The sequence below is a fragment of the Mycobacterium pinniadriaticum genome, from assembly GCF_026242045.1.
Taxonomy (GTDB): Bacteria; Actinomycetota; Actinomycetes; order Mycobacteriales; family Mycobacteriaceae; genus Mycobacterium; species Mycobacterium pinniadriaticum.
The window spans coordinates 174521-189972 of the sequence record NZ_JAPJDO010000003.1 but is presented as its reverse complement, the minus strand read 5'-3'; the positions used below and the strand labels follow the sequence as shown (position 1 = coordinate 189972).

The window sequence follows — 15452 nt, the reverse complement described above, 5'->3', positions numbered from 1 at the left end:
CCGGGCCGGGCCGAGGGGCCGTCAGACGACGCCGGGGGCCAGCGGGCGCTGAGGAAGACCGCAGCGGGCGCGGAAATCGGTCGACGGCTGGCGGATGCCGTCGAGGTCGGCGCGGATCTGCGGGTTGGCGTCCAGATACTGCTGCGTCTGGGTGCCCATCTGCGCCTTGGGCAGGCCCTGTAGGCCGGTGAAGAACGCATTGACGTCCGGGTGGGTGAACAAGTAGCTCGACATCGCCGCCGAGACGCCCGCCATGATCCCGGTCATGTCCGCCGTGGTGCAGTTCGGCGGCGGATCGGCAGCGGCCGGGCCGGCCACGGCGAACAACACCGCCCCGGCGCCGAACGCTGCCGCGGCTGCACGTCGCACGGAACGACTGGATGTCATCAGGCCCCCTTGGTATGAGTCTGTCATCGCTGATCATGCTAGGGCAGCGGGCGGACGGGCAGGCCGATTTCGGGTGCGCTCACCGGCAATTCCCAGCGTGTGCCGATTGATCAGCTGGCGGCTTTCTCGTCCTCGACGGTGGCCGCGATCTCCTCCAGCTGCTCGATTCTGGTGCGGGCGTAGGCCTGTTGCTCCGTGATCGTCAGCTGACCGCGCCCGCGGCCCAGGAACGTCGTGGTCCACGACAGCATGGTCGCGATCTTGGTCCTGAACCCGACCAGGTAGACCAGGTGCAAGAACAGCCACGCCAGCCACGCGATGAACCCGGCGAACTCGATCTTGCCGATCTTGGCCACCGCGCTGAACCGAGACACGGTCGCCATCGATCCCTTGTCGAAATAGCTGAACGGCTCCCGGGCGGCGGGGTCGGCACCCTTGAGTTCGGCCTTCACGATGTTGGCGACGTACTTGGCACCCTGGATGGCCCCCTGCGCCATGCCGGGGACGCCTTCGACGAACGCCATGTCGCCGACCACGAACACATTCGGGTGTCCGGGCACCGACAGATCGGGCAGCACCTTGACCCGACCCGCCCGGTCGATCTCGGCGTCCGACTGGTCGGCGATGATCTTGCCCAGCGGGCTGGCCGACACCCCGGCCGACCACACCTTGGTGGCGCACTCGATGCGGTTGATCGTGCCGTCGGTGTGCTTGACGGTGATCCCGTTGCGGTCGACATCGGTGACCATCGCATTGAGTTGGATCTCCACACCCAGCTTCTCGAGCCGCTCCTGTGCCTTCCTGCCGAGTTTCTCGCCCATCGGCGGCAGCACCGCAGGCGCGGCGTCCAGCAGGATCACCCGCGCCCGGGTGGAGTCGATGTGGCGGAACGCTCCGCGGAGGGTGTGATCAGCGAGTTCGGCGATCTGCCCGGCCATCTCGACCCCGGTCGGGCCGGCACCGACCACGACGAAGGTCAGCAGCTTCGCACGCCGCACCGGGTCGCTGGACCGCTCGGCTTGTTCGAAAGCGCCGAGAATGCGGCCACGTAGCTCCAATGCGTCGTCGATGGTCTTCATACCCGGCGCCCACTCGGCGAATTGGTCGTTGCCGAAGTACGACTGACCCGCGCCCGCGGCGACGATCAGGGTGTCGTACGGGGTTCGGTAGGTGTGGCCGAGCAGGATCGAGTCGACGGTCTTGTTCGCCATGTCGATATTGGTGACCTCGCCGAGCAGAACCTGGCAGTTCTCCTGGTTGCGCAGGATGACCCGGGTGGGCGGGGCGATCTCGCCCTCGGAGATGATGCCCGTCGCCACCTGATACAGCAGCGGCTGGAAGAGGTGGTGGGTGGTCTTGGCGATGAGCTTGATGTCGACGTCGGCGTTCTTCAGCTTCTGCGCGGCATTCAGTCCGCCGAAGCCGGATCCGATGATGACGACCTTGTGCTTATCCGATGGAGTGGCACCGGGGTGGGTCATTTCTGCTCCTCAACGACATGCACAGGACAACGTCTACGGTAGTCGCCCGGCTCGCAGACTTCGCGCCGGCCTTCGGGTGGATCAGGTGATATCTGCCACGAGGGGTGGCTACCCGCTCAGGATGGGCCCCAACACCTCGGCGACGGCGGCCAGTCGGCCGGGATGGTAGCCGTCGAGGTGGGTGACGGGACTGAGGATGATGCCGTCGATGCCGGCGTCGAGCACCTTGGTCTTGAGCTGTTCGGCGACCTGTTCCGGGCCGCCGAACACCGTCCGGGATCTGACGTCCTCCGGGATGAAATCGGCGGTGACGTTCTCGTCGAGAATGCCGAAGACCAGCATGCTGGTCTCGAGTGTGCTCGGGTCGCGGCCGATTTCCTCGCAGCGGTCCTTGACCACCTGCACCTTGCGGGGCAGCTCGTCGAACCCGGCGATGATGTTGAGGTGGTCGAAGTAGCGGGCGGCCAGCGGGATGGTCTTCTTCTCCCCGCTGCCGCCGATCATCAGCGGGATGTGCTCGCGGAAGCGGGGATTGGCGAACGCCTCGGTGGTCTTGTAGTACTTGCCGTCGATGCTGACCCGGTCCCCGCTCAGCATCGGCAGGATGATCTCCAAGGCCTCGTGGAGCTTGTCGAATCGATCGGTGAAGGTGCCGAATTCGTAACCCAGTGAGTCGTGTTCGAGCTCGAACCAGCCGGTGCCGATGCCCAGGATGGCCCGGCCCAAACTGACCACATCCAGCGTCGTGATGGCCTTGGCCAGCAGCGTCGGGTTGCGGTAGGTGTTGCCGGTGACCAGGGTGCCCAGCTGCACCCGCTGGGTCGCGGTGGCCAGCGCACCCAGCGCGGTGTAGGCCTCCAGCATCGGCTCCTCGGGGGCACCGAGGATGGGCAGTTGGTAGAAGTGATCCATCACGAACACGGAGTCGAATCCGGCCGCCTCGGCCTCCTGGGCCTGCGCGATGACCGTCGGGAACAACTCGGCCACATCGGTGCCGTAGGAGAAGTTCGGGATCTGCAGACCAAGTCGAATCGTCACCCGACCGACGCTAGTACGTGCCGGCGAACGACAGGTGAACCAGAGTCGGTTGCCGAGCTTTCGGCTCCGTCGAGTCCGTCGGCGGCCTTTCGGCCCCGTCCCGGTCAGCCGAAATTGGCCAGCGCGCCCCGGCCGACGTGCACGGTCTGCCCGGTGATGTGCCGCGCGGCCGGTGTGGTGAGGAACAACGCCAGCCGGGACATCTCCGCGGCCACCGACGGCGGGGTGGTGGACAGCCCGTCGTAGGACGGAGCCGCACCGCGGCCGCAGGCCACGGTATTGACCGTGATGCCGCGTGTACCGAAGTAATCCGCTTGGCCCGCAGTCCAATTCGAGACCGCAGCTTTGACGGCCGCGTCGGCGCCGCCGTCACGCGGGTTGTCGGGCACCATGGTCACGATAGAACCACCGGAGCGCAGGTGATCGCCGATGTTCTGGACCAGGAGCACGGCCGAGAGAACCGTGGCGTCCAGCGCGGTGCGCCAGGCCCGTGCGGTGTCCGACAGCGTGTAGGCGCGCGGATCGCCGCCGACCCAGGCGGGGGCGGGGACGTGGACGATGGTGTCCAGGTGGTGGGGAAACTGACTGCGCGCCGCCGCCAGGGCCGCCGGATCGGTCGTGTCGCACACGATCGCGTCGACATCGAGTTCCTTGGCGGCCACCTCGAGATCGTCGCGGCGCGCGCCGCTGATGACGACCTTGTGACCGGCATCGCGGAAACCTTCCGCGATCGTGCGACCCAGTTCAGTGTCAGCACCAGTGACCAGCACGTCCATCGCCTTTGACCTCCTCGTGCCACGCCATGGGCCGGATCCCATCTGCGTTTGGTGTCGATCGGAGAGAAATGTTACTGGACGGTAGCTAATTCGGCCAATGTGGTAGCGACACGATCCGGACACGGCGTGTCGCTTCGACCTAGGGTGTGACGGGTGAGGCGCAGCGGGGCACACCGAACGCAGCCACCGCTGCCACGCTGGGTGTACCTCCCGGCCGTGCTCGGAGCGGCGTTCGTGGTGCTGCCACTGGTGGCGATGGCGATCAGGGTCGACTGGACGCATTTCTGGTCGCTGATCACCAGCACGCCGTCGCAGGCTGCGCTGCTGCTGAGCCTGCGCACGGCCACCGCGAGCACGGCGTTATGCCTGGTCCTGGGCGTGCCGATGGCCTTGGTGCTGGCCCGCAACGACGGGCGGATCGTCCGGGGGCTACGTCCGTTGATCTTGTTGCCGCTGGTTTTGCCGCCGGTCGTTGGCGGGATCGCCCTGCTGTACGCCTTCGGTCGCCTGGGGCTGCTCGGGCACTACCTGGAAGCGGCCGGCATCAGGATCGCGTTCACCACGACCGCAGTGGTGCTGGCGCAGACGTTCGTCTCGCTACCGTTCCTGGTGATCGCCCTGGAGGGCGCCGCCCGCACCGCCGGGGCCGATTACGACGTCGTGGCCGCGACACTGGGCGCCCGCCCGGCAACCGTGTGGTGGCGGGTGACCCTGCCGCTGCTGACCCCGGGTCTGGTGTCGGGAGCTGTGCTGGCCTTCGCCAGATCGCTGGGGGAGTTCGGTGCCACGCTGACCTTCGCCGGGTCACGCCAGGGCGTCACCCGGACCCTGCCGCTGGAGATCTACCTGCAACGCGAGAGCGACGCGGACGCGGCGGTGGCGCTGTCGATCCTGCTGGTCGTCGTCGCCGCGATCGTCGTGCTCGGGCTCGGGGCGCGCCGCCTGTCCGGGTGGGCCGGCGATGGCTGACCTGCAGTTCCGCGCCGCGATGGCCGAACGCGACTTCGAGGTGGCCTTCGAGGTCGCCGCCGGGGAAGTGCTGGCGATCCTCGGCCCCAACGGAGCGGGAAAGTCCACCACGCTGCATGTGATCGCCGGTCTGCTGCAACCCGATTCGGGCCTGGTCCGGCTCGGCGGTCGAACCCTGACCGACACCTCGGCGGGCGTTGCGGTCGCCACCCATGACCGGCGTGTCGGCCTGCTGCTGCAGGATCCGCTGTTGTTCCCGCATCTGAGTGTGCGGGCAAATGTCGCATTCGCTCCGCGCAGTCGCGGAGCCGGGCGCGCCGCGGCGCACCGCAGCGCGACCACATGGCTGGACGAGGTCGGCGTGGCCGACCTCGCCGAGCGCCGGCCCGCCCAGCTGTCCGGCGGGCAGGCCCAGCGGGTGGCGATCGCCCGGGCGCTGGCCGCCGAACCGGAGGTGTTGCTCCTCGACGAGCCACTGACCGGGCTGGACGTCGCGGTGGCGGCCTCGGTGCGGGCGCTGCTGCGCCGAGTGTCCTCGGCGTCGGGCCGGTCGACCGTACTGATCACCCACGACTTGCTCGACGTGCTGACGCTGGCGGATCGGGTGATGGTGCTCGAGGTCGGCGGGGTCGCTGAGATCGGTGCCGTCAATGACGTGCTGGCCGCGCCGCGCAGCATGTTCGGCGCCCGCATCGCGGGTGTGAACGTGGTGCGTGGTGCCCCGGTCGGCCGGGAGGCCCTGCGTGCCGCCGACGGCACCCTGTGGCACGGGCGGCAGGTCGCCGATCCGCTCGACGGCGATCTGGTCGCGGTGTTCTCCCCGGCCGCGGTTGCGGTGTACCGGGAGCCGCCGCACGGCAGCCCGCGCAACAGCGTCCTGGTCCGCGTGGCGGAGCTGGACGCCGACGGCGCGCGGGTCCGGGTGCGGGCCGAGGAGCAATCGGACGGTGCGCCCGGGCTGGCCGCCGACATCACCGCCGAGTCGGCCGCCGGCCTGCGGCTGGCGGCCGGGGACGAGGTGTGGTTCACGGTCAAGGCGCTGGAGGTCGCGTTACACGCGGCCGCCCGCCCGGCTGTGGACTCCCTGGGAACCTGAGCGACCGTCCCGGCGCCGCGTACCGTCGGTACCGGTCTTCCACCTGGGATTTCGTCGAATGTTGTGAGCTGGCCACAGCACAGTTGGGCGCCACATCGTGAGCAGGCCACACTTGCGTCACGGCTGTAACACGGTAGGTTCATCGCCATGACGCAGTCGGACCCGATTCAGCGACGTCCGGGCCTGTGGACGGCGTTTGCGGTCACCGCGGTGACCGCGGCGAGCGCCGTCACGATCGCCCTGCCGTCGACGACGGCCCTCGCCGATCCCGCGACGCCGACACCCGCGACGGAGGCGCCCGCCGCCCCGCCGGCGACCGACGTTCCCCCTCCTCCAGTGGATCCGAACGCCCCGCCGCCACCTCCGGTTGATCCCAACGCACCGCCGCCACCTCCGGTGGATCCCAACGCACCGCCGCCGCCGGCTGATCCCAACGCGCCACCAGTGGATCCCAACGCGCCGCCGGTGGACCCGAACGCGCCACCTCCGCTGGAGCCCGGCCGCATCCCGAACACAGCGGGCGGGTTCAGCTACCTGCTTCCCGCGGGTTGGATCGTCTCCGACGCGTCCCGGCTGAACTACGGCCAGGCATTGCTGAGCAAGGAAACCGGACCGTCCGAGAACGGCCAGCCCGCACCGACGGCCAACGACACCAGCGTCATCCTGGGCCGACTGGACCTGAAACTGTTCGCCGGCGCCGAGCAGGACAACAACAAGGCCGCGGTCCGGCTGGCCTCGGACATGGGCGAGTTCTTCATGCCGTTCCCGGGTGTCCGGATCAACCAGCAGAGCGGCCCCCTGCAGGCCGGTGACATGCCGGGATACTTCTCCTCCTATGACGTGAAGTTCACCGACACCAGCAAGCCCAACGGCCAGATCTGGGCCGGTGTGGTCGGCACGGCCGTGCCGAACGCCCCCAAGGAGCTGCGCAACCAGCGCTGGTTCGTGGTCTGGCTGGGCACCGGCAAGGACCCGATCGACCCGGCAGCGGCCAAGGCGTTGGCCGAGTCGATCCAGCCGTACGCCCCGCCGCCGCCGCCGCCTCCGCCACCACCGGATCCCAACGCTCCGCCGCCTGACGCCGAGGCGCCGGTTGCGGGTGGGCGGGTACCCGTCGGGGTTCCCGTCCCGGTGGAGACCCCGGTTCCGGGGATGACACCGGGACAATAGGTGATCGTGGCCGTTTCGACCGGCCAATCGTTACCTGCCGGCGGTATACCAAAGGGATAGCGGCTCAGCATGCCCGCTGGCCGGCGACCTCGAGGAGACCGTCATGGACATGGTGGCAGCGACTGAATTCCTCGCCCGTTCGACGACGCTGACCAGCGTCGGGTGGATCGGCTACATCATCATCGGTGCGCTTGCGGGCTGGATTGCCGGCAAGATCGTCCAGGGCCGCGGCTCCGGCATTCTGATGAACATCGTCATCGGGATCGTCGGGGCACTGGTCGGTGGGTTCCTGTTGAGCTTCTTCCTGGACACCGCGGCGGGCGGGTGGTGGTTCACCCTGTTCACCGCGATCCTGGGCTCGGTGATCCTGCTGTGGGTGGTCGACAAGGTCCGCAAGACCTAGGTGCTTCCGGCCCGGCGATCACACCTGGCCGGCAACTCCCAGCGGTGACCCGTCGAGGCGCGCCGCGATATCCGACAGCATCCGGCGCGGCGTGGCCGGCAGCGGGTCGGCGTTGAGCGCCGCCCAGCCCACCCGCAGCAACATCTGTGGAAAGCCATCGCCGCCAAGCAGTTTCGCGCGCACCTCGGCTCGGGTGGCGGCGATCTCCAGGGGTTCGGTGAGCGGGCAACTGGCCAGCCCCAGCGCGGTTGCGGTCAGCAGCACGACGCTGGTGGCCTCGCCGGCGCGCAAGAGCGACTCCGGGTTGTCGGTTGCGGTTGCCAGGACCAACACCACGCCGGCGTCGTCGCGTGCCTCGATTCCACTGGGCTGTTGGAGCACCGGGTTGGCGAACACCCGCGGTGCGAACTTGCCGTGCGGCTCGGCGGGGGGTGTGTTGCGGGCGGGCACACCGGCCTGTGTGCCGTAGCGGCCACTCCACATCGACAACTCGGCCAGGTATGCCGGATCGCTGATGTGCTCGCGCACCGCGTGCGCCACCACCTGTGCCAGTTCGCCTTCGTCTTCGACCCGCCGCAGCGTGACACCCGACTGGGTGGCGCGGGCGGCCATCAAGGCGATATCGCCGGTGGGCACCGGCCAGCTGGAGAACCAGCGCCGATCGGTCCGTCGCCGCGGGATGGCGGCGGCCAGCGCGATGTCCTGCTCGCTGAGGACGGGACCCAGGATCGAGACGCTGGCCAGATGATCCGGATCGGCGGGGTTGGGGAAGCGCTGCACCTCCGCGGCCCAGCCCAGTGCCGACAGGGCGACGGTGAAATGATGAAGTGCCACACCACAACTGAGCATCAGGTCGCGTCGTTCCGGGTCGATCCGGGGCAGGTGGCGTGTCGGATCGGCGTAGATGTGCACGCTCTCGTCGCCAACCCGCCAGCGCCAGGGCTGGGAATTGTGTACCGACGGGGCACGGACCGCCAGCGCCAGTGCCGCCTCGACGGTCTCCCTATCCGGCAGTTCCTTGTCCATGCTCGCTCCTTAGACCTGCCTGCGTTCCTCCTTCACCGTCACACCGAAAGCCGTGTTGGCACAGGCTCCGAAAGGCCTTGATCGAGGGCCATTGGTCCTTCCCGGGGGCCGGCGGTGTCGCCACGTCTGAGCCCACGTTGCACGATGGGGAGATGGCAACAGAACCGACCACGATGCGCGCCTGGCGGGTGCGCCGGCCCGGGCCGATGCGCACCCGGCCGTTGGAGTTGGAGACCGCGGCGAGCATCCCGCGGCCGGCCGCCGACGAACTACTCGTGGCGGTACGGGCCTGCGGGGTGTGCCGCACCGATCTTCACGTGACCGAAGGCGATCTGGCCGTGCACCGTGCGCACGTGACCCCGGGGCACGAGGTGGTTGGCGAGGTCGTCGCGATCGGCCCGGATGCCGGCGACGGGTTCGCCGTGGGGGACCGGGTCGGAGTGGCCTGGCTACGGCACACGTGTGGGGTGTGTGACTACTGCCGCCGTGATGCGGAGAACCTGTGCCCGAATTCGCTCTATACCGGTTGGGATGCCGACGGCGGTTACGCCGACTTCACGACTGTTCCCGCCGCTTTCGCACACCGGCTACCCGACGGCTACACCGACAGCGAATTGGCGCCGCTGCTGTGCGCGGGGATCATCGGCTATCGGTCACTGCTGCGCGCCGAACTTCCGGCCGGAGGGCGGCTGGGGCTGTACGGCTTCGGCGGCAGCGCGCACATCACCGCGCAGGTGGCCCTGGCGCAGGGGGCCGAGGTCCACGTGATGACCCGGGGCGCCGACGCCCGCGACCTCGCGCTGGGATTGGGCGTGGCCTCGGCCCAGGGGGCCGCCGACCCGCCACCGGTCAAGCTCGACGCGGCGATCCTGTTCGCTCCGGTCGGCGACCTGGTGTTGCCGGCGCTGGAGGCCCTGGATCGCGGCGGCACCCTGGCGATCGCGGGTATCCACCTCAGCGACATCCCCACGCTGAACTATCAACGACACCTGTTCCAGGAACGCCAAGTTCGGTCGGTGACCTCGAACACCCGCGCCGACGCCCGCGAGTTCCTGGCGTTTGCCGGCCGTCATCACATCGACGTGACCACCCCGGAATATCCGCTTGGACAGGCCGATCGGGCCTTGACCGATCTGGCCGAGGGGCGGATCGCCGGAGCCGCGGTGCTGTTGCCCTAATGGGAATCGATCAGCGTGCCGTTGACGGGTGTTTGACTCTCGTCGGGGGAGGCTGGTCAACCGAGCCGCCGGCCGGTGAGCACTTCGTTCGCCCGGGTGTGGGTTTCGACTCCTAGAGCTAGATCGTGCCCCGGCCGGTTGGTGAGGTCATTTATAGCGCTCATGGGGTGTCGTGCTTCGAGCACTGATCCATTAGGTCGCCGCCGGATGCCTCTTGGCTCGACAGGTTTGACCCCAACATCAAGCAGGGAGGCGAGTTGACGATATTCGTTGGAGACGACTGGGCCGAGGACCATCACGACATTCATCTGATGGACGCCGACGGGACGAAGATGGCGTCGCGGCGGCTGCCCGAAGGACTCGCCGGGATCGGCAAGTTCCACGAGCTGATGGCCGCCCACGCCGAAGGGCCAGAGCAGGTGGTGATCGGCATCGAAACCGACCGCGGCCTGTGGGTCGAGGCGCTGGCCGGGGCCGGCTACGAGGTGTATGCGGTCAACCCCCTTGCAGTGGCCCGCTACCGCGACCGCCATCAGGTTTCGGGCGCGAAGTCCGATGCAGGTGACGCCAAACTGCTTGCTGACCTGGTGCGCACCGACCGGGACAATCACCGCCCGATCGCCGGGGACACCCCCGACGTGGAGGCAATCAAGGTGTTGGCGCGCGGTCACCAGAGCCTGATCTGGGCCCGCAACAGGAACACCAACATGCTGCGCTCGGCGCTGCGTGAGTACTACCCCGCGGCGTTGGAGGCCTTCGACGACCTGGCCGACCGCGACGCCCTGGCCATCCTGGGCCGCGCTCCCACCCCTGCCGACGCCGCACGGCTGAGTCTGTCCAAGATCAGATCAGCGCTCAAAGCCGCTGGGCGACAACGCAATCTGGACACCCGTGCGCTGCAGATTCAGGAGATGCTGCGTGGCGACCAGCTCGCCGCCCCAGCCGCGGTCACCGCCGCGTTCGGGGCAACCACCCGTGCCGCGGTGGGCATCATCGCTGAGCTCAACCATCAGATCGCCGACCTCGAAGCCGAGCTGGCGACGCCAAGTGTCGCAAGAACTACGCCGGAACATCACCCTTGACCGTCGCGTCGGGCAAGAAACGTGCAGTGCTGGCCCGCCACGTCCGCAACCGGCGCCGCTATGACGCCATCGACCAATGGGCCTTCTGCGCCCTAACCAACAATCCAGGCGCCCGCGCGTTCTACGACCAACACCGCGCCGCCGGCGATCTGCACCACCAAGCATTACGCGCACTGGGCAACCGCCTCGTCGGCATCCTGCACGGCTGCCTACGCCACCACACCAGCTACGACGAACACAAGGCCTGGACACACCGTCAACCAGGACCAAACATTCAAGCGGCTTGACAACCTACGGTCCTGGGATGTCTAGCTGCGCACCTAGCCCGGTGCCGATCGGGCTCTACAGTGCGGCCAGTACGCCGCGCAGCTGCGCGGCCAGACTGCCCCGGCCGCGCAGGTACAGCGGCCCGGTGCCGTCGGAGAGCAGCAGCCGTAGCCGCGCCATGCCCCGCGCGTGCACCGGGCGCGGCGAGTGCAGCAGCAACGTGATCTCGTCGATCACGCCGCGGCAGGTAGCCAGCCGCTCCGGATGCACGGGGATGCGGGGCGGGTAGCTCCGACGTTCGTGCGATTCGGTGAGCGCTTGGCGCAGCGAACGGGCGAGGGCTTCGCGCTCCTCGACCGAGGTCAGACGCGCCACATGGACGGCCAGCGGGCTGCCAGGAAGCGGTAGGAGACCCGCGTCGACATCCCGATCGAGGCGGCCGGCGAACAACCGGGCCCGGATCCGGGCCGAAACTGACGCGCCCCGGAGGGGGTCGGCCGACACGGGGGCGTCGAATCCGCCCGGTAGTCGGGTGTTAGTGTCGCGGAAGTTATCCTGAAAATGACTGTGCCCCATGGGCTTTTCCTGTTCCGAGGCGACGTCGTTGCCGTCTCTTATGACCAGTCAGGACGCTACACCGGTCTCGCATGACCAGTCAAGTTGATTTACTGGTCACTTGCTTCTAGGCTCGTGGCATGACGCAGGCCCCTGCGCAGTGGCTCGGCGATAGCGAGGGCAAGCCGGCACCGCAGCCGCTGGCCCGGATCCAGGCGCTGGTCAACACCGTGGACCTGGAATCCGGTGCCGACCGGTTGGCGCACGCCGTGGACGCCGAGCCCTGGCTACGCGCCCAGGGTCTGCTGCCACCCGGCACCGCCGCGAGCACCGATGACCTGGTCTTCATCCGCGATGTGCGGGAAGCCCTGCGTGCGATGCTCGTGCACAATGCCGGCGGTCCGGCGCCCACCGGTGTGCAGTTGGGTTCGCTGAACCGGATCGCCGATGCCGCCGCCGCCCGTGTGCGCCTGGGGCCGGGCGGCACGCTGCGGGTGGCCGCCGACACCGATTCGCTCGAGGGCCGGCTGCTTTCTTTGTTGCTGGTCGTGGCCGACGCCCAGCGCGACGGCACCTGGACCCACCTGAAGGCCTGCGGCAACGAGGACTGCCGGTGGGCGTTCTATGACCGGTCCCGCAATCACGGCGGGACGTGGTGCGACATGGCCACGTGCGGCAACAAGCTGAAGAACAGGGAGTTCCGGGCCAGACGCCGGGGTTAGGTCGACAGGTGCCACACCAGCGCGGCGGCCAGCGCCCCGAGACCGTTGAGTGACCAGTGCAGCGCGATCGGTGCGATCAGGCTGCCGCTGCGCCGCCGCAGCCAGGTGAAGACGAACCCGGCCGCCGCGGTGGCCAGCACGGCCATGACCACCCCGGCCAGCACACCGAGCAGCCCCCCGCCGAAAAGCCGGGTGAACCCGACATTGCTGCTGGTCAACCCCAGCGAAGTGGCGACATGCCACAGGCCGAACAGCAAGGACCCGGCGGCCGCCACGCCGCGAAAGCCCCACGCGCGGTCGAGCGCCCCGTGCAGCACCCCGCGGAACGCGAGTTCCTCGGGGATGACGGTCTGCAACGGGATGATGATCATCGAGGCGATCAGCGCACCCGACAGCGTGGCGTACCGGTCGTTCAGGAACATCGGCCGAGTCCAGGGCAGCAGGGCTCCCACCACGATGACGGTCACCACCAGCAGGACCGCCCCCAGCGCGTAGAGCGCGCCGGAGCGCCAGTGCTCGCGGCCCAGCCCGAGTTCAGCCCAGCCCAGTCCCCGTGACCGCACCAGGAGCAGCAGCCCGACCGCGGCGGCCGGCACCACGGCGATATTGGCCCACGGCGTGGTGAAGTGAGCGAGCAGATTGGTCATCGCGAGCACCACGACCACGACGCCGATATCGACGTAGATCCGGAAATGATGCAGCGCGGCCAGCTGCGAGAGCGCGGGATGGGAATGCGCGGCCACCGCGCTGTGCTCGGACATAACCTGGCCAAGTGTACCTGCGAGCGCCGAGGACCCCGATCTGTCGCTACTCGTTGTCACCGCCGGTGGCCGTCGTCGCGTCGACCGCCGAACCGACCTGCATGCCACGCGCGCCCGGCCACACCCAGTCGCGCACCTCGGGGATGTCGTCGCCGTGGGCCCGGGTGTACTCGCGGGCGGCGAGCCGCTTGTCGGCCATCTGCTGGCGCAGGGTCGCGCACCGCGACCCCAGCTCAGGCACCCGGTCGATCACGTCGATGACGAGGTGGTAGCGGTCCAAGTCGTTGAGCATCACCATGTCGAAGGGTGTCGTGGTGGTGCCTTCCTCCTTGTACCCACGGACGTGGATACGGCTGTCGTTGCTGCGCCGGTAGGTCAGGCGGTGAATCAGCCAGGGATAGCCGTGGTAGGCGAAGATGACCGGCTTGTCCGAGGTGAAGATCATGTCGAACTCACGGCTGGACAGCCCGTGCGGATGCTCGGTGTCGTCCTGCAGCCGCATCAGGTCCACCACGTTGACGAACCGGACCCGCAGATCCGGCAGGTGCCGGCGTAGGAGGTCGACCGCCGCCAGCGCCTCCAGGGTCGGTACGTCGCCGGCGGCGGCGATCACCACATCCGGATCGTCCCCGACCGTTTCGTTGCCGGCCCACTCCCAGATGCCCAGCCCGCGCGTGCAGTGCGCGATCGCCTGCTCCATCGTGAGGAAGTTGGGATGCGGCTGCTTGCCGGCGACCACGACGTTGACGTACTGGCGTGAGCGCAGGCAGTGGTCGTAGGTCGAGAGCAAGGTGTTGGCGTCCGGGGGTAGGTAGACCCGCACGACCTCGGCGCGTTTGTTGACGACGTGGTCGATGAAGCCGGGGTCCTGATGGCTGAAGCCGTTGTGGTCTTGGCGCCAAACATGGCTGGACAGAAGGTAATTGAGGCTCGCCGTGGGACGGCGCCACGGGATGTGATTGGTGACCTTGAGCCACTTGGCGTGCTGGTTGAACATCGAATCGATGATGTGGATGAAGGCCTCGTAGCAGTTGAACAGCCCGTGCCGGCCGGTCAGCAGGTAACCCTCGAGCCAGCCCTGGCACTGATGTTCGGACAGCATCTCCATCACCCGGCCCGCGCGGGCCAGATGCTCGTCGACCTCAGGGCCGAAGAACTCCGCGTCCCACTGTTTGTCGGTCACGTCAAAGACCGCCTGCAGGCGGTTGGAGGCGGTTTCGTCGGGCCCGAAGATCCGGAAGTTGTCCGGGTTGAGCCGGATCACCTCGGTCAACCATTGCCCGAGCACCCGGGTGGCTTCGGCGGTGCTCGCTCCGGGTGCGGGCACGTCCACGGCGAAGCTCCGGAAATCTGGCAGCCGCAGATCCTTGAGCAGCAATCCGCCGTTGGCGTGTGGGTTGTCGCTCATCCGCAACTCACCACGCGGCGCCAGCGCCGCGATGCGCGGGTCGAGCCTGCCCTCGGCGTCGAACAGTTCGTCGGCGCGGTAGGAGGCCAACCAGTCGGCGAGCACCCGAAGGTGCTCGGGGGTATCGCGGGCGTTGGCCAGCGGGACCTGATGTGCGCGCCACGATCCGGTGGTCTTCTTGCCGTCGATGTAGGCCGGACCGGTCCACCCCTTGGGGGTGCGGAACACGATCATCGGCCAGGCCGGCCGGTCTTCTGTCGAGTGGGCCTTGATCTCGGCGATCCGGTCCAGCACCTCATCGAGTAGAGCGGCGAACCGCCGGTGCGCGTCGGTGTGGTCGGTAGCGCCATCGTCGGGCACCTCGAAGAAATACGGTTCGTGGCCGTATCCGACCATCAGAGCCCGCAATTCCTCTTCGGGGATACGCGCCAGCACGGTGGGGTTGGCGATCTTGTAGCCGTTCAGGTGCAGGATCGGCAGCACCACGCCGTCGTTGGCGGTGTTGAGGAACTTGTTGGAATGCCAGCTGGTCGCCAGCGCACCCGTCTCGGCTTCGCCGTCACCGACCACCGCCACCACCAACAGATCAGGGTTGTCGAACGCGGCGCCGTAGGCGTGCGACAGCGCGTAGCCGAGCTCCCCGCCCTCGTGAATCGAACCGGGGGTTTCCGGGGCGACGTGTGACGGGATGCCGCCGGGGAAGGAGAACTGCCGGAACAGCCGGCGCAGCCCCTCGGTGTCCTGTGTGATGTCGGAGTAGGTCTCGCTGTAGGTGCCGTCCAGGTACGCGTTGGCCACCAGGCCGGGTCCGCCGTGCCCTGGGCCGGTGACGTAGATCGTCGACTGCTCGCGCTGGGTGATGGCGCGGTTGAGATGGGCGTAGAGGAAATTCAGCCCGGGGGTGGTGCCCCAATGGCCGAGCAAGCGAGGTTTGACGTCTTCGGGGGCCAGCGGAGTTCGCAACAGCGGATTGTCCAGCAGGTAGATCTGGCCGACGGAAAGATAATTGGCCGCGCGCCACCAGCCGTCGAGTTGGGCGATGGTCTGTTCGCTTATCGACTCCATGTTTCCCATCAAACCCCGATCGGCGCGACCGTGCCGCCAGGGCACCGTTTGTTCACACGGGGCTCCAT

Annotated in this window: 14 protein-coding genes and 1 pseudogene; 7 read left to right on the top strand and 8 right to left on the bottom strand. The window is 68.2% G+C overall.

All coding sequences use genetic code 11. The features are described from left to right. Window positions 1-21: 21 nt before the first annotated feature. The 4 genes from ORI27_RS05150 to ORI27_RS05135 form a co-directional block, all read right to left on the bottom strand. A complete protein-coding gene (locus tag ORI27_RS05150) occupies window positions 22-387 on the bottom strand; it encodes a heme-binding protein (protein ID WP_265995476.1) in 366 nt (121 codons plus the stop codon). A gap of 110 nt (window positions 388-497) precedes the next feature. After that, window positions 498-1868, bottom strand: a complete 1371-nt coding sequence (locus tag ORI27_RS05145) for an NAD(P)/FAD-dependent oxidoreductase (protein WP_265995474.1) — start codon at window positions 1866-1868, stop codon at window positions 498-500. Between the two features lie 108 nt (window positions 1869-1976). Next, window positions 1977-2906 carry an LLM class F420-dependent oxidoreductase gene (locus tag ORI27_RS05140; RefSeq protein ID WP_266073888.1) on the bottom strand — a complete coding sequence of 310 codons (930 nt, stop codon included), beginning with the start codon at window positions 2904-2906 and terminating at the stop codon, window positions 1977-1979. A 104-nt stretch (window positions 2907-3010) separates the two neighbouring features. After that, window positions 3011-3682, bottom strand: coding sequence for an SDR family oxidoreductase (locus ORI27_RS05135; protein ID WP_265995471.1), 672 nt, complete (start codon window positions 3680-3682; stop codon window positions 3011-3013). 153 nt (window positions 3683-3835) lie between these two features. On the opposite strand from ORI27_RS05135, the gene ORI27_RS05130 reads away from it, so the two are divergent. The 4 genes from ORI27_RS05130 (at window position 3836) to ORI27_RS05115 (ending at window position 7320) form a co-directional block, all read left to right on the top strand. Continuing rightward, complete coding sequence (locus tag ORI27_RS05130) at window positions 3836-4651, top strand: ABC transporter permease (protein WP_265995470.1); 816 nt, start codon at window positions 3836-3838, stop codon at window positions 4649-4651. Then, a complete protein-coding gene (locus tag ORI27_RS05125) occupies window positions 4644-5747 on the top strand; it encodes a sulfate/molybdate ABC transporter ATP-binding protein (RefSeq protein ID WP_265995469.1) in 1104 nt (367 codons plus the stop codon). Before ORI27_RS05130 ends, ORI27_RS05125 begins: the two co-directional genes overlap by 8 nt. A 147-nt stretch (window positions 5748-5894) precedes the next feature. Beyond that, the gene (locus tag ORI27_RS05120; RefSeq protein WP_265995468.1) at window positions 5895-6917 is read left to right on the top strand and encodes an APA family fibronectin-binding glycoprotein; all 1023 of its coding nucleotides are present in this window, start codon (window positions 5895-5897) and stop codon (window positions 6915-6917) included. 103 nt (window positions 6918-7020) lie between these two features. Further along, the gene (locus ORI27_RS05115; protein ID WP_265995466.1) at window positions 7021-7320 is read left to right on the top strand and encodes a GlsB/YeaQ/YmgE family stress response membrane protein; all 300 of its coding nucleotides are present in this window, start codon (window positions 7021-7023) and stop codon (window positions 7318-7320) included. Window positions 7321-7338: 18 nt separating this feature from the next. Here the strand turns inward: ORI27_RS05115 and ORI27_RS05110 are convergent, their stop codons facing one another. Further along, window positions 7339-8346 carry an Acg family FMN-binding oxidoreductase gene (locus tag ORI27_RS05110; protein WP_265995465.1) on the bottom strand — a complete coding sequence of 336 codons (1008 nt, stop codon included), beginning with the start codon at window positions 8344-8346 and terminating at the stop codon, window positions 7339-7341. A gap of 152 nt (window positions 8347-8498) precedes the next feature. On the opposite strand from ORI27_RS05110, the gene ORI27_RS05105 reads away from it, so the two are divergent. Further along, a complete protein-coding gene (locus ORI27_RS05105; RefSeq protein ID WP_265995464.1) occupies window positions 8499-9524 on the top strand; it encodes a zinc-binding alcohol dehydrogenase family protein in 1026 nt (341 codons plus the stop codon). Between the two features lie 311 nt (window positions 9525-9835). Further along, window positions 9836-10893: pseudogene (locus ORI27_RS05100) on the top strand (IS110 family transposase). A 55-nt stretch (window positions 10894-10948) separates the two neighbouring features. Here the strand turns inward: ORI27_RS05100 and ORI27_RS05095 are convergent. Then, a complete protein-coding gene (locus ORI27_RS05095) occupies window positions 10949-11377 on the bottom strand; it encodes a hypothetical protein (RefSeq protein WP_265995463.1) in 429 nt (142 codons plus the stop codon). A 191-nt stretch (window positions 11378-11568) separates the two neighbouring features. Here ORI27_RS05095 and ORI27_RS05090 point away from each other — a divergent pair, with 191 nt between their 5' ends. Beyond that, entirely contained in the window at window positions 11569-12150 is a 582-nt protein-coding gene (locus ORI27_RS05090; protein ID WP_265995462.1) for a CGNR zinc finger domain-containing protein, read from the top strand. Here ORI27_RS05090 and ORI27_RS05085 read toward each other — a convergent pair. After that, entirely contained in the window at window positions 12147-12911 is a 765-nt protein-coding gene (locus ORI27_RS05085) for a CPBP family intramembrane glutamic endopeptidase (RefSeq protein ID WP_265995460.1), read from the bottom strand. The two genes, ORI27_RS05090 and ORI27_RS05085, sit on opposite strands and share 4 nt — an antisense overlap. A gap of 46 nt (window positions 12912-12957) precedes the next feature. Then, window positions 12958-15384, bottom strand: coding sequence for a phosphoketolase family protein (locus ORI27_RS05080; RefSeq protein WP_265995459.1), 2427 nt, complete (start codon window positions 15382-15384; stop codon window positions 12958-12960). Between the last annotated feature and the right edge of the window lie 68 nt (window positions 15385-15452).

What these genes read in the sequence shown, in the direction of transcription:
- ORI27_RS05080 (WP_265995459.1), bottom strand. Translation starts at nt 15,384, where the DNA reads ATGGAGTCGATAAGCGAACAGACCATCGCCCAACTCGACGGCTGGTGG.
- ORI27_RS05125 (WP_265995469.1), top strand. Translation starts at nt 4,644, where the DNA reads ATGGCTGACCTGCAGTTCCGCGCCGCGATGGCCGAACGCGACTTCGAG.
- ORI27_RS05110 (WP_265995465.1), bottom strand. Translation starts at nt 8,346, where the DNA reads ATGGACAAGGAACTGCCGGATAGGGAGACCGTCGAGGCGGCACTGGCG.
- ORI27_RS05105 (WP_265995464.1), top strand. Translation starts at nt 8,499, where the DNA reads ATGGCAACAGAACCGACCACGATGCGCGCCTGGCGGGTGCGCCGGCCC.
- ORI27_RS05135 (WP_265995471.1), bottom strand. Translation starts at nt 3,682, where the DNA reads ATGGACGTGCTGGTCACTGGTGCTGACACTGAACTGGGTCGCACGATC.
- ORI27_RS05090 (WP_265995462.1), top strand. Translation starts at nt 11,569, where the DNA reads ATGACGCAGGCCCCTGCGCAGTGGCTCGGCGATAGCGAGGGCAAGCCG.
- ORI27_RS05150 (WP_265995476.1), bottom strand. Translation starts at nt 387, where the DNA reads ATGACATCCAGTCGTTCCGTGCGACGTGCAGCCGCGGCAGCGTTCGGC.
- ORI27_RS05120 (WP_265995468.1), top strand. Translation starts at nt 5,895, where the DNA reads ATGACGCAGTCGGACCCGATTCAGCGACGTCCGGGCCTGTGGACGGCG.
- ORI27_RS05085 (WP_265995460.1), bottom strand. Translation starts at nt 12,911, where the DNA reads ATGTCCGAGCACAGCGCGGTGGCCGCGCATTCCCATCCCGCGCTCTCG.
- ORI27_RS05115 (WP_265995466.1), top strand. Translation starts at nt 7,021, where the DNA reads ATGGACATGGTGGCAGCGACTGAATTCCTCGCCCGTTCGACGACGCTG.
- ORI27_RS05145 (WP_265995474.1), bottom strand. Translation starts at nt 1,868, where the DNA reads ATGACCCACCCCGGTGCCACTCCATCGGATAAGCACAAGGTCGTCATC.